This is a genomic window from Citrobacter sp. Awk 4 (assembly GCF_028069725.1).
Lineage (GTDB): Bacteria > Pseudomonadota > Gammaproteobacteria > Enterobacterales > Enterobacteriaceae > Citrobacter_D.
Window position 1 is genome coordinate 40,773 of the sequence record NZ_JANEWG010000032.1, and the last position, 11,229, is coordinate 52,001.

Below are 11,229 nucleotides of genomic sequence, written 5' to 3' on the forward strand. Positions count from 1 at the left end.
GTAATGCGATATCATAAAAAAAGGCTGGATATTTATCCAGCCTGATTTGCTATTATCGCAATCGTCCACGCGCCAGATTAAGCCTCGATTCGCTCATTTGCATCGCATTTTGGCTCACATGGCAGTGAGTGATCGCAATCGCCAGCGCATCGGCGGCATCTGCCTGCGGGTTAGCAGGGAGTTTAAGCAAGGTACGCACCATATGCTGCACCTGGCTTTTCTCCGCGCTGCCGATCCCGACGACGGTTTGCTTGACCTGACGTGCCGCATATTCAAACACCGGTAGATCCTGATTTACGGCAGCGACAATCGCCACACCACGCGCCTGACCCAGCTTGAGCGCGGAATCCGCGTTCTTCGCCATAAAGACCTGCTCAATGGCAAAGTAGTCCGGCTGAAACTGGGTAATGATTTCTGACACGCCCGCATAAATCAGTTTCAGACGCGACGGTAAATCATCCACTTTAGTACGAATACATCCGCTGCCCAGGTAGGTCAGTTGTCTGCCTACCTGGCGGATCACGCCATAACCGGTGATGCGCGAACCCGGATCAATGCCGAGAATAATGGACATCACGCATCTCCTGTTATCTTATCGCTCAACCACGTCATTCTAAGGTAGCGGCAACCTCATCGGAGATTTCACCGTTGTGGTAAACTTCCTGCACGTCATCACAATCTTCCAGCAAGTCGATCAGACGCATCAGTTTAGGTGCGGTTTCCGCATCCATATCCGCTTTGGTCGACGGGATCATAGAGACTTCAGCGCTGTCGGCTTTCAGACCGGCGGCTTCCAGAGCATCACGCACTTTGCCCATCTCTTCCCACGCGGTATAGACATCAATCGCGCCATCGTCGTAAGTTACAACGTCTTCAGCACCAGCTTCCAGCGCCGCTTCCATGATGGTGTCTTCATCACCCTTTTCAAAGGAGATAACACCTTTTTTGCTGAACAGATACGCCACGGAACCGTCGGTACCCAGGTTGCCACCGGTTTTGCTGAATGCGTGACGCACTTCCGCTACCGTACGGTTACGGTTGTCGGACAGACATTCAATCATCACCGCGGTGCCGCCAGGACCATAACCTTCATAGATGATGGTTTCCATATTTGTATCTTCATCACCGCCCACGCCACGCGCGATTGCACGGTTCAGAGTGTCGCGTGTCATGTTGTTGGACAGCGCTTTATCTATAGCTGCACGCAGACGCGGGTTAGCGTCCGGATCGCCGCCCCCCAGCTTGGCAGCCGTCACCAGCTCACGAATGATCTTGGTGAAAATCTTGCCGCGCTTAGAATCTTGCGCAGCTTTACGATGTCTGGTGTTGGCCCATTTACTATGACCTGCCATAAATAGTATCTCCAAAAGCGCGCCTTCTCAGGCGACGTTAATAACAAATTCTTCAATCGCTTGCCGGTTACTCCACGACTTGGTTAACTGTGCAGCCTCAACCGCATTAACCCAACGATAGGTCAGATGTTCGGTGAACACGATCTCTCGTTCAGAGGGAAGTGCCAGGCAAAACCAGGATTCAGTATTACGTACGATCCCTGGCGCATAGCGATGGCGTAAATGACTAAAAATTTCGAACTCCACCGTGCGCTGGCAGTCAATTAAGGCCAGTTGCTCTGTCGCAACATCAATGGTGACCTCTTCCTTTACTTCGCGCATGGCGGCTTGCGACGCGGTTTCACCCTCTTCCAGACTGCCGGTGACCGACTGCCAGAAATCAGGATCGTCGCGTCGCTGTAACATCAGCACCCGCTTCGTATCTTCTGCAAAAATAACAACCAGAACCGAAACGGGACGCTTATACACTTTATCCTTCACGCTGCCTCTTTGTTGGCTGCCATCGTTCATCCCATTCACATAGTTCTCTATGCTCATGGGTATTCACTCAGTTGCCGCCGCGATGCAACGCGAATGATTTCGTGTACAGCAGCCATATCAGTTATTCTCGGCCTTCTTCACAACCTGAATACTCAGTTCTGCCAGCGCAACTTCATTAGCAAAGCTTGGCGCTTCGGTCATCAGACAGGCAGCTGCCGTTGTTTTCGGGAAGGCAATAACGTCACGAATGTTATCAGTACCCGTCAGCAGCATGGTCAGACGATCCAGACCAAACGCCAGGCCTGCATGCGGCGGCGTACCGTATTTCAGCGCATCCAGCAGGAAGCCGAACTTCTCACGCTGCTCTTGTTCGTTAATGCCCAGAATGCCAAACACAGTTTGCTGCATGTCGCCGTTGTGGATACGAACGGAACCGCCGCCCACTTCGTAACCGTTGATCACCATATCGTACGCGTTGGCAACAGCATTTTCAGGCGCGGCCTGAAGCTCAGCAGCCGTCATGTCTTTCGGCGCAGTAAACGGATGGTGCATCGCCGTCAGACCACCTTCACCGTCGTCTTCAAACATCGGGAAGTCGATAACCCACAACGGCGCCCATTTGGTTTCGTCGGTCAGGTTCAGATCTTTACCCAGTTTGAGGCGCAGCGCGCCCATAGAGTCGGCAACCACTTTCTTGTTGTCAGCGCCGAAGAAAATCATATCGCCATCTTGCGCAGCGGTACGATCCAGAATGGCTTCCACGATTTCAGCGTTCAGGAACTTGGCAACAGGGCTGGTGATCCCTTCCAGACCTTTCGCACGCTCGGTGACTTTAATGTAAGCCAAACCTTTCGCACCGTAGATCTTAATAAAGTTGCCGTAGTCGTCGATTTGCTTACGGCTTAAGCTGGCGCCACCCGGCACACGCAGAGCAGCCACGCGGCCTTTCGGATCGTTCGCCGGACCGGAGAATACGGCGAAATCGACGGATTTCAGCAGATCGGCAACATCCACCAGTTCCATCGGGTTACGCAGGTCCGGTTTATCGGAACCGTAACGACGCTCAGCTTCAGCGAAAGTCATGATCGGGAAATCACCCAGATCCACACCTTTCACTTCCAGCCACAAATTACGCACCAGCGCTTCCATCACTTCACGCACCTGCGGTGCCGTCATGAAGGAAGTTTCCACATCTACCTGGGTAAATTCAGGCTGACGATCGGCACGTAAGTCTTCGTCGCGGAAGCATTTTACGATCTGATAATAGCGGTCAAAGCCAGACATCATCAGCAGCTGTTTGAACAACTGCGGAGACTGCGGCAGCGCGTAGAACTTACCTTTATGAACGCGCGAAGGCACCAGATAGTCACGCGCGCCTTCCGGCGTGGCTTTGGTCAGCATTGGGGTTTCGATATCGAGGAAACCGTGGTCGTCCATAAAGCGACGCACCAGGCTGGTAATTTTGGCACGCGTTTTCAGACGCTGCGCCATTTCCGGACGACGCAGATCCAGATAGCGATATTTCAGACGCGCTTCTTCGGTATTAACGTGATTAGAGTCCAGCGGCAGTGATTCTGAACGGTTAATAATGGTCAGATCGGAGGCCAGTACTTCAATTTCACCGGTCGCCATATCGGCGTTAACGTTTTTCGCGTCACGCGCACGTACGGTACCTGTAACCTGGATGCAGAACTCATTACGCAGTTCGGAGGCCAGCTTTAATGCGTCCGCACGATCCGGATCGAAAAATACCTGCACGATACCTTCGCGGTCGCGCATATCGATAAAGATCAGGCTACCAAGATCACGACGACGGTTGACCCAACCACACAGAGTCACCTGCTGCCCCTCGTGGGACAGACGTAGCTGTCCGCAATATTCTGTACGCATGAGATATCCCTTAACTTTGCCGCAGGCGGAATGTCGCCTGCCTCGCAGGTGACGAAGTCGCAGCGTTAGCTGAATGTCACAACTGAATGAAAAAAGGCGGCTATTATACTGGAAATTCCGCCGCACGATAAGAGTCTATCCCATCAAGGCTCGATTACTTACCACTTTGAACCAGAACAGACTCCGAACCAGACACTGACTGTACGCGTGTTTGCAACACAGGTATTGCGTATACGCAAATAAATTCACAAAATTTGTTGCCCCACGCCCCTAACACCGCGACTAAGATAGACCGCAATAGCGTTGAAAATACGGGAGTCATCATGCTGGAACTGAACGCCTCAACCACCGCGCTGGTGGTCATTGATTTACAGGAGGGGATTTTACCCTTCGCCGCAGGCCCACATACCGCACCAGACGTCGTGGAACGCGCCGCGCGTCTGGCGGAAAAATTCCGTGCTCACGGCTCACCGGTGGTGATGGTGCGTGTCGGCTGGTCATCGGATTACGCAGAAGCCCTAAAACAACCCGTCGATGCGCCATCCCCGGCAAAAACGTTGCCGGAAAACTGGTGGCGCTACCCGGCGGCATTGGGCAAAACCGACAGCGATATTGAGGTCACTAAACGCCAGTGGGGAGCGTTCTACGGCACCGACCTGGAACTGCAACTGCGGCGTCGCGGCATTGACACGCTCGTCCTGTGCGGGATCGCCACCAATATCGGCGTGGAATCCACGGCCCGCAACGCCTGGGAACTAGGCTTTCGTCTGATCATTGCCGAAGATGCCTGCAGCGCAGGAAGTCCTGAACAACACCAAAGCAGCGTCACGCACATTTTCCCGCGCATTGCCCGCGTGCGTCGTGTGGAAGAGATCCTCCAGGCACTATGATTTACATCGGATTACCACAATGGTCGCACCCAAAGTGGGTACGCCTGGGGATTACCAGCCTTGAAGAATATGCCCGTCACTTCAATTGCGTGAAGCGGGATTTTTAAAAACCACTAAAGAACGCCCAAGAGCATGAGTTTTCTTTAGCGTATTCAGATAGATAAAAACAAAAGCGCACGTAATTCGCTAAAGTTCATATGTTAAGTAATGCCCCAAATCTGTCCCATTTCAGTATTTTTTGCCCCACAGATGCCCCAAAACAACCCACCAAAACACTCTCACGCCATCATTGACACTGTACAAATAAACAGTATAAATTATTTATGTAAACCAAGTAATTCTGGAGGCTGTTATGTTCGTTGAACTGATCTATGACAAGCGAAATGTTGAGGGGCTGGAGGGGGCCAGAGAGATCATCCAGGCTGAGTTGACGAAGCGAGTGCATCAGATCTTCCCTGATGCCGATGTGAAGGTTAAACCGATGCAAGCGAACAGCCTGAATAGTGATGCCAGCAAAAGCGATCGAGAAAAGCTAAACCGCATGCTGGAGGAAATGTTTGAAGAAGCTGATATGTGGCTTATTGATGATTAGCAGTTTACTTTTAGTCGCTCACTCTACTAATGACTGAGGAAATTACCAGGTTATCCAATCCTTTCCAGTGGGATAAAATTAATCAGAACCATACCTGTCGAATCCCTTCCAATCTGAATCGACGGTTAATTATGCTGTTACAACACGTGCCGTACAAATCTGGCCCAAAGACCAGATAGCATGGCTTTGACGAAGGATTGTTCAGGTAAATTTTATGACTGCTGCAGCAAAATATCTCATACAGAGTGAAAGCGATTTTGATTCTTTTTTAGCCTCAATGCTATCTAGAAAGGATTTAGATTCCGATGAGTTCGAGTTTCCTGACGTAGAATTCAAAGGATGGCCAACGATAAGTATTAATGTTAAAGGTGATAAAAAGAGGTATAGCTCATCGCTAACAGCATCAATGCTTTTTGGTATGGCTGAGCTAACCAATGAAATTCAAAAAGCCTTTACTGTTATCCGGCATGACACCCATAACAGACAAAAATTAACTAATCCAGACAAGAACTTACTAGACATTGTCTACCATATTAGTGAAGGTTCAAGTCAAGCAGATGGCGAATCAGATGCTATCGTAAACGGAGCTGTGAGCGTGCTTAAAGAAGCGATAGGTAAAATGACAGGCCGACAGGCTCTTTGTGCCGTCGTTGCTATTGTTATAGCCACAGGAACGGTTGGGTGGAAGGTTGCCGATGAGTATTGGGATACACAAAGGCAATCATCCTCTGACCAGATATCGCTTGTTAAGGCAACTGCTGACGCACTTAACAAATCTCAAACGAATACACTCCAACTGCTAACAACTGGTCAGACTAATGTCAGTAGAGCTGTTTTAGCTCACGGAGAGGACGGCAGGAATAAATTCCTGAAAAATATTGCTCAAGATCCCAAGGTTTCTACCGTTAAGTTAGGTGACGAAACCATTTCGAGGGACCAATTGAATACCTACACTCAAAGGCAATCAGTTGACAGGCAAAAGCTTACTCGCAAGGATGAATTTTATATCAAGGGCGTCACCCGTACAGGTCCTACAAATCAAGATATTAGTATTACAGTTACACGAGCATCAAATGGTGAAACTTTTATAATCAAAACAAGCTCAGAAATTACCTCAACAGATGAGCTAAAAGAGTTTACCGATGCAGTAGCTCAGGAATCCTCACTCACTATTAACTACCTTGAGGTTACTGAAAATAATCATGTATCTACGGGGCAGCTAATAAACATAGTTCACTAAATGAATACCAACCCGGCTCTGCCGTCGGGTTGGAGCTCCATTTTCATCGTTATATCGAACGATCGCCGGATAGCCGCAGCTCTGCTCTTGCATACGGTACAGTTGCCGCTATTTCCCTTGTTTGGCTGGAAATTTTTTATAAAGCGTCGAGACACCGATGTCGTAAATGATCGCCACGCGCTGACGCGTTTCCCCGGACGCAATCAATCTCCCTGCCTGCGCCCATTGCTCACCCGTTAACTTTGGCTTTCGGCCGCCGATCCGACCTTCTGCGCGAGCAGCTGCTAACCCGGCTCGGGTACGTTCAACAATCAGCTCCCTTTCCATTTCTGCCAATGCGCCCATAACATGAAAGAAGAATCTCCCCATTGGGGTAGAAGTATCTATGCTGTCGGTCAGACTACGAAAGTTTATTCCCCTCTCTCGGAGCTCCTCTACCAGAACGACAAGATGCCGCATGCTGCGCCCGAGCCGATCCAGTTTCCAGACCACCAGCGTATCGCCTTCTGATAGTGTCCGGAGTACCTTTTTTAGTCCTGGTCTGTCCGACGTTCTGCCGCTAATCTTGTCCTCAAATATCAGCTCACATCCTGCACTATCGAGTGCATTTCTCTGTAAAGCCGTATTTTGGTCATTTGTTGACACCCTTACATAGCCAATAAGCACGCTATTCCCCCCAGACAAAAGTCGGAACAATGCCAGACGAAGGGGAATTTTTCATTATCTAAAACCTCGGTTTGGGAACAGGCTCGAAAATGCCTGCTGCAACCGCGTTAAACAGCGCTGTGGGCTATATTTCTATCCCTGTGTTGATAGGAGGCTCTCAGAGATCTGTATTCTTCCAGTGGAGAACGGTATCAGTTCCGCAATCTTCTGATGGTTCTCTTCTTGTGGTTGATTCCACGTGGCCTGTTCCCTTTCCTACTGATTGTATGTCAATAATGCAGGCGCTGAATAATTCACTTATTTACGCAACAAACGGGACCCCATTTTCAAGCGCAAGTATTGTGGACCGGTCAAAATTTAAAGTCGCGTCAGCATATTCAAAATCTCAATCTACTGTAACGGTATGGGGGGTTGGTTATTAATGAGCAATTATATTTATAGTCCGTCACAAAACATGATCATTCCAATCGCACTGAAACAATATTATGTTGATGCGGGTACTTGGCCGAATGATCCAGTCGAAATATCTGACGAAACGGCAGAAGAATTTAGCCAGCAATTCCCTCAGGGTAAAACGTTGTCACATGATGAAAATAACCAACCTTGTTGGATTGATTTACCACCGGCAACACATGAAGAGGAAATTGCAGTTGCTGAATCACAGAAACAGACACTGATTCATCAGGCCAACGATTACATGAACAGTAAACAATGGCCCGGCAAAGCAGCGATCGGCAGGCTAAGGGGAGATGAACTGACTCAGTATAATTTATGGCTTGATTATCTGGATGCGCTGGAAGCAGTCGATACTGCTAGCGCACCGGATATCGAATGGCCTACTGCGCCGGAGGTGTAGGCCAGGTAATATAGGGAGCCGTTGACGTGTCGACGGCTTTCACTGCCTTAATGTAATTAATCCACGCGATCAGGCTGGCTTTATCTTCATCGCTGATAATTCCTAACTGTAGCTCTGTCTGCCAGATGCTGATTGTTTCCTGTGCTTCTGTCAGCAATACGGTCTTTTGCTGATCCGCCGCTTCAACATCAGCTGCGTGCTGAGCATCAGTATCCATTACCCACTTTTCACCATCCCATTTATCATACGAACCTGAAGGCGCGATGGTAGTGTAACCATCATGCACAGGGCCAATATAATCAATGGTGGTGGGCATTCCGTCAGTGGTTGAGTAGACAATCTCGCCCCGATGGTTTTCTTCCTGACTCCAGGCACCATTTGTAAATACAGCAACTTCCCCGGCCACCTCATCACCAGGATCAATATCTGTTGAATGCCCTGGCATACTGACACCAATATTAATATATTCGTCTGACCATCCCATATATTCCGAAGTCATCGCGTTGTAATAAAAACAACGTACTTTTCCTGGCTCAGTTGCCAATCCATTTTCATCGAAAACAGGTTTCATTATTTAGCCCTTACTAAAAAATTAAAAGCGATGTTGCGAGGACGAACTTCTGTCGACGTTCTAATTTGACGTGATGCGTCTAGGTTTATTTGCGACCTTGTTGTTCCTGCGCTAGGAGTATTGGCAGGCTCTGAGCTGACAGTGTTTCCAGCAAGAGTGAATGAACCGGACCCAACAGAAAATAATCCATTCACGTTGATACCAAAGTTGCCAGTCATATTTTGTTGGGCATCAGCCTGGAAGCTCATTAATCCACGCCCAGAATCAACTCCACGCCCATCATCCCAAATTCGAGGAAACTCACCGCGAGCTTCGGTCAGGATAAGACTAGGAATAATTAGCGCCAACTTGGGGTAAGTAGCCGCTGAGAATGTCGCCCCGTTGAACTTCAAAAAAACCATATCGGCCCATTCTGTCATGACAGTGTTTGGCATCGCCGAGGACGGCCAGAAGAACGGAATGCCGATGGCTGGTGCACCCGCTCCCAAACCGAGGTTTGTGATAAGCGCGTTCGTGAACTTTGTCACCAGCCCGTTAACATCTGCATTGTCCAGGGCATCCACGCCAGAGTTTGCAATAAACTGCCCTACAAGTGCGGCGATAGTTGTCGACTGGCGGATGGCTTTGTTTACCTGCGCACTGTCCGCCTTCCCGGTAGTAAAGCCAGACAACAGCGCCGGTAGCGCTTCCCAGTCAGTCTGTGACATGACGTTAGCGTTAGGATCAAGCGCGAATGCTTTAAAGTTATTTGTTGCCATTAGAGTAAAGTCCCCCATGCTCCAACATCGAACCCGCCGATGTATTCGTTATCTAAATCAAACCCAAAGAATTTTGAGCCCTCGGATGGTGTTTCTACCGAAGGCGTTTCAACATCACCGGCCCAAACGCCAGCAGCTTTTACGGTGAGATAGCCCTGTTTAATAGCGGCGATCAGTTCGAGAGACACGTCCGAAATATCAGTCTCAGGAAATACCCAGACCGAAATCGTCATGTCCTGGTTGTCGACGATCTGCATCTTCAGACCAGAGCCTGCCGTCGCAGCGTCAAGAATGGGCGGCAGCGAGTCATTCCGACCGTCCCAGTTGTTGATAGCGATTTTCGCCTTCAGAATGATGCGGTAGGTGTCATCGCTCAGGGTCGTATAGCCCGAGTCCGGGTCATACGGCCCCTGCCAGACGCCCTGGTCATATCCAAGCCCATCGGTGTCCCAGCTGAAATAAACGCCGCTAATCGGCTGGCTAACTATGCGGCTACGCCCAATCCAGAGCCCGAGGGTATCGAGCTGGGCACCAACCGCAGTATCAATGTCGAACGCGCTTACCAGTCCTCTGGTACCTTTAAACCCGAAACAATGAGGAGCGCGATTGCGATCCAGCCAGGGGAGGTTCGGCGGTATACCCCTGTAAGGCTCTGCCCTGATTTCTCACAAACAGGCGAAGCCTTGTGTTTGCTTCATGCCTTGCCCGGTTCTCCTTGCGGTAGGAAACGGGTTCAGCCTCGAACGTCTCCTGATACACAACTGCATAACGCTGGATAGCTTTTTGTCGTGCAGTGGGTGTCAGGCTAAGTAACTGCTGCTTAATCCACTCGGCATCCGCTTGTGAGTGGGTTTCTGGCAGCATTGACTTATCGAAGTTGCTCTCCGGTATGTTCATCGGAAAAAACCTCATCCAGGCTGGTTTCATATCCGAGCTTTTTAAATGCGCTCACAATTCGCTTTCCCACCTCAATGTCAGGGGTTCGTCGACCTGTTTCGTAGTGGCTCACGGCCCCCTGAGAACTGGCGATCAACGCTGCCAACTCTCCCTGTGTAACCTTGGCTTTCAGCCTAAGGCTCTTGATTCCGCTCATTCGGATAGTTCCCATCTAAATAATACATAATGTACTATGCACACTGAAATCAATAATACAAAATGGAAGTTGCTCAAAAAATACGGATTGTAATAATCATGGGTATGAAACAGAGATGGCAGGACCTGGCTAAATCCAGGATGAAACAAGTCGGAATGACTCAAGAACAGCTCGCAGAAACACTCGGTGTTACCCAGGGTGGGCTGGGTCATTGGTTGAATGCGAGACGAGAGCCTAATCTGGAGGTCATAGCCAAAATTTTTAACATTTTAAAAATGCCTGGTTTTGTAGTAAATGCTGACGGCACGGTGAGCGACGCAAGAGCGGATCACAATGTGTCATTTCACGGAATCAACGAGTCAAAAGGAAGCTACCCTGTAATCAGTTGGGTGAGCGCAGGGGATTGGATGGAAGCTGTGGAGCCATATCACAGGCGCTCGATAGATCGCTGGTATGATACAACCGTGGAATGTTCAGAGGATTCATTCTGGTTGGATGTCCGGGGAGATTCGATGACATCGCCTGCAGGCCTGAGCATACCGGAAGGTATGGCTATACTGGTTGATCCACAAGTAGAGCCCATCAACGGTAAACTGGTTGTTGCTAAACTTGAAGGTAACAATGAAGCCACCTTCAAAAAGCTGGTTGTCGATGCAGGGCAACGGTTCCTTAAGCCGCTGAACCCTCAATACCCAATCATTCCCATAAACGGGAATTGCCGAATTATAGGCGTCGTGGTTGATGCAAAAATAACCAACTTACCTTGACCTTAAAGCCGCTAAGCGGCTTTTTGTTTACCTCCTTCCGAAAAATACAAAAATTCATTTAAAAACACATAGAT

General features: G+C 49.3%; 15 protein-coding genes and 1 pseudogene. 6 read left to right on the forward strand and 10 right to left on the reverse strand.

Annotated features, from left to right (window positions below):
- Nucleotides 1-52: 52 nt before the first annotated feature.
- The 4 genes from ruvC to aspS form a co-directional block, all read right to left on the reverse strand.
- Nucleotides 53-574, reverse strand: a complete 522-nt coding sequence (gene ruvC / locus NNO04_RS14615; protein ID WP_006176048.1) for a crossover junction endodeoxyribonuclease RuvC — start codon at nt 572-574, stop codon at nt 53-55.
- Nucleotides 575-608: 34 nt separating this feature from the next.
- Nucleotides 609-1,352 carry a YebC/PmpR family DNA-binding transcriptional regulator gene (locus NNO04_RS14620; protein WP_271445282.1) on the reverse strand — a complete coding sequence of 248 codons (744 nt, stop codon included), beginning with the start codon at nt 1,350-1,352 and terminating at the stop codon, nt 609-611.
- Between the two features lie 27 nt (nt 1,353-1,379).
- Nucleotides 1,380-1,832 (reverse strand): dihydroneopterin triphosphate diphosphatase, encoded by a 453-nt coding sequence (gene nudB / locus NNO04_RS14625; RefSeq protein WP_271445296.1) that lies wholly within the window; start codon nt 1,830-1,832, stop codon nt 1,380-1,382.
- Between the two features lie 117 nt (nt 1,833-1,949).
- The gene (aspS, locus tag NNO04_RS14630; protein ID WP_271445283.1) at nt 1,950-3,722 is read right to left on the reverse strand and encodes an aspartate--tRNA ligase; all 1,773 of its coding nucleotides are present in this window, start codon (nt 3,720-3,722) and stop codon (nt 1,950-1,952) included.
- Nucleotides 3,723-4,045: 323 nt separating this feature from the next.
- Between aspS and NNO04_RS14635 the strand changes: the two genes are divergently transcribed.
- From NNO04_RS14635 to NNO04_RS14650, 4 genes and pseudogenes are all read left to right on the forward strand, one after another.
- The gene (locus NNO04_RS14635; protein WP_271445284.1) at nt 4,046-4,612 is read left to right on the forward strand and encodes a hydrolase; all 567 of its coding nucleotides are present in this window, start codon (nt 4,046-4,048) and stop codon (nt 4,610-4,612) included.
- Nucleotides 4,609-4,707 (forward strand): annotated as a pseudogene (locus NNO04_RS14640) (DUF72 domain-containing protein); the annotation flags it as partial. The gene NNO04_RS14635 and the pseudogene NNO04_RS14640, both read left to right, overlap by 4 nt.
- A gap of 257 nt (nt 4,708-4,964) precedes the next feature.
- Nucleotides 4,965-5,204, forward strand: coding sequence for a DinI family protein (locus NNO04_RS14645; protein ID WP_271445285.1), 240 nt, complete (start codon nt 4,965-4,967; stop codon nt 5,202-5,204).
- Nucleotides 5,205-5,418: 214 nt separating this feature from the next.
- Nucleotides 5,419-6,444 carry a hypothetical protein gene (locus NNO04_RS14650; RefSeq protein ID WP_271445286.1) on the forward strand — a complete coding sequence of 342 codons (1,026 nt, stop codon included), beginning with the start codon at nt 5,419-5,421 and terminating at the stop codon, nt 6,442-6,444.
- A 108-nt stretch (nt 6,445-6,552) separates the two neighbouring features.
- On the opposite strand, the gene NNO04_RS14655 is transcribed toward NNO04_RS14650, so the two are convergent.
- Complete coding sequence (locus tag NNO04_RS14655) at nt 6,553-7,110, reverse strand: recombinase family protein (RefSeq protein ID WP_271445287.1); 558 nt, start codon at nt 7,108-7,110, stop codon at nt 6,553-6,555.
- A gap of 421 nt (nt 7,111-7,531) precedes the next feature.
- Here NNO04_RS14655 and NNO04_RS14660 point away from each other — a divergent pair, with 421 nt between their 5' ends.
- Nucleotides 7,532-7,966, forward strand: a complete 435-nt coding sequence (locus NNO04_RS14660) for a tail fiber assembly protein (RefSeq protein ID WP_271445288.1) — start codon at nt 7,532-7,534, stop codon at nt 7,964-7,966.
- On the opposite strand, the gene NNO04_RS14665 is transcribed toward NNO04_RS14660, so the two are convergent.
- The 5 genes from NNO04_RS14665 to NNO04_RS14685 are packed head-to-tail and all read right to left on the reverse strand — an operon-like array spanning nt 7,947 to nt 10,388.
- Nucleotides 7,947-8,537, reverse strand: a complete 591-nt coding sequence (locus tag NNO04_RS14665; RefSeq protein WP_271445289.1) for a tail fiber assembly protein — start codon at nt 8,535-8,537, stop codon at nt 7,947-7,949. The two genes, NNO04_RS14660 and NNO04_RS14665, sit on opposite strands and share 20 nt — an antisense overlap.
- Entirely contained in the window at nt 8,537-9,295 is a 759-nt protein-coding gene (locus NNO04_RS14670; RefSeq protein ID WP_271445290.1) for a phage tail protein, read from the reverse strand. The genes NNO04_RS14665 and NNO04_RS14670 overlap by 1 nt, the downstream gene beginning before the upstream one ends.
- The gene (locus NNO04_RS14675) at nt 9,295-9,912 is read right to left on the reverse strand and encodes a DUF2612 domain-containing protein (RefSeq protein WP_271445297.1); all 618 of its coding nucleotides are present in this window, start codon (nt 9,910-9,912) and stop codon (nt 9,295-9,297) included. Before NNO04_RS14675 ends, NNO04_RS14670 begins: the two co-directional genes overlap by 1 nt.
- Entirely contained in the window at nt 9,875-10,192 is a 318-nt protein-coding gene (locus NNO04_RS14680) for a hypothetical protein (protein WP_271445291.1), read from the reverse strand. Before NNO04_RS14680 ends, NNO04_RS14675 begins: the two co-directional genes overlap by 38 nt.
- On the reverse strand, nt 10,164-10,388 hold the full coding sequence (locus tag NNO04_RS14685) for a helix-turn-helix transcriptional regulator (protein ID WP_271445292.1): 225 nt from the start codon (nt 10,386-10,388) through the stop codon (nt 10,164-10,166). Before NNO04_RS14685 ends, NNO04_RS14680 begins: the two co-directional genes overlap by 29 nt.
- A 98-nt stretch (nt 10,389-10,486) precedes the next feature.
- Here NNO04_RS14685 and NNO04_RS14690 point away from each other — a divergent pair, with 98 nt between their 5' ends.
- Nucleotides 10,487-11,155 carry a LexA family protein gene (locus NNO04_RS14690; RefSeq protein WP_271445293.1) on the forward strand — a complete coding sequence of 223 codons (669 nt, stop codon included), beginning with the start codon at nt 10,487-10,489 and terminating at the stop codon, nt 11,153-11,155.
- The last annotated feature ends 74 nt before the right edge of the window (nt 11,156-11,229 follow it).

Coding starts and splice junctions, on each gene's coding strand:
- NNO04_RS14650 (WP_271445286.1), top strand. CDS start 5,419: ATGACTGCTGCAGCAAAATATCTCATACAGAGTGAAAGCGATTTTGAT.
- NNO04_RS14660 (WP_271445288.1), top strand. CDS start 7,532: ATGAGCAATTATATTTATAGTCCGTCACAAAACATGATCATTCCAATC.
- ruvC (WP_006176048.1), bottom strand. CDS start 574: ATGTCCATTATTCTCGGCATTGATCCGGGTTCGCGCATCACCGGTTAT.
- NNO04_RS14620 (WP_271445282.1), bottom strand. CDS start 1,352: ATGGCAGGTCATAGTAAATGGGCCAACACCAGACATCGTAAAGCTGCG.
- NNO04_RS14635 (WP_271445284.1), top strand. CDS start 4,046: ATGCTGGAACTGAACGCCTCAACCACCGCGCTGGTGGTCATTGATTTA.
- NNO04_RS14690 (WP_271445293.1), top strand. CDS start 10,487: ATGGGTATGAAACAGAGATGGCAGGACCTGGCTAAATCCAGGATGAAA.
- NNO04_RS14645 (WP_271445285.1), top strand. CDS start 4,965: ATGTTCGTTGAACTGATCTATGACAAGCGAAATGTTGAGGGGCTGGAG.
- NNO04_RS14685 (WP_271445292.1), bottom strand. CDS start 10,388: ATGAGCGGAATCAAGAGCCTTAGGCTGAAAGCCAAGGTTACACAGGGA.
- NNO04_RS14680 (WP_271445291.1), bottom strand. CDS start 10,192: ATGAACATACCGGAGAGCAACTTCGATAAGTCAATGCTGCCAGAAACC.
- NNO04_RS14665 (WP_271445289.1), bottom strand. CDS start 8,537: ATGAAACCTGTTTTCGATGAAAATGGATTGGCAACTGAGCCAGGAAAA.
- NNO04_RS14670 (WP_271445290.1), bottom strand. CDS start 9,295: ATGGCAACAAATAACTTTAAAGCATTCGCGCTTGATCCTAACGCTAAC.
- aspS (WP_271445283.1), bottom strand. CDS start 3,722: ATGCGTACAGAATATTGCGGACAGCTACGTCTGTCCCACGAGGGGCAG.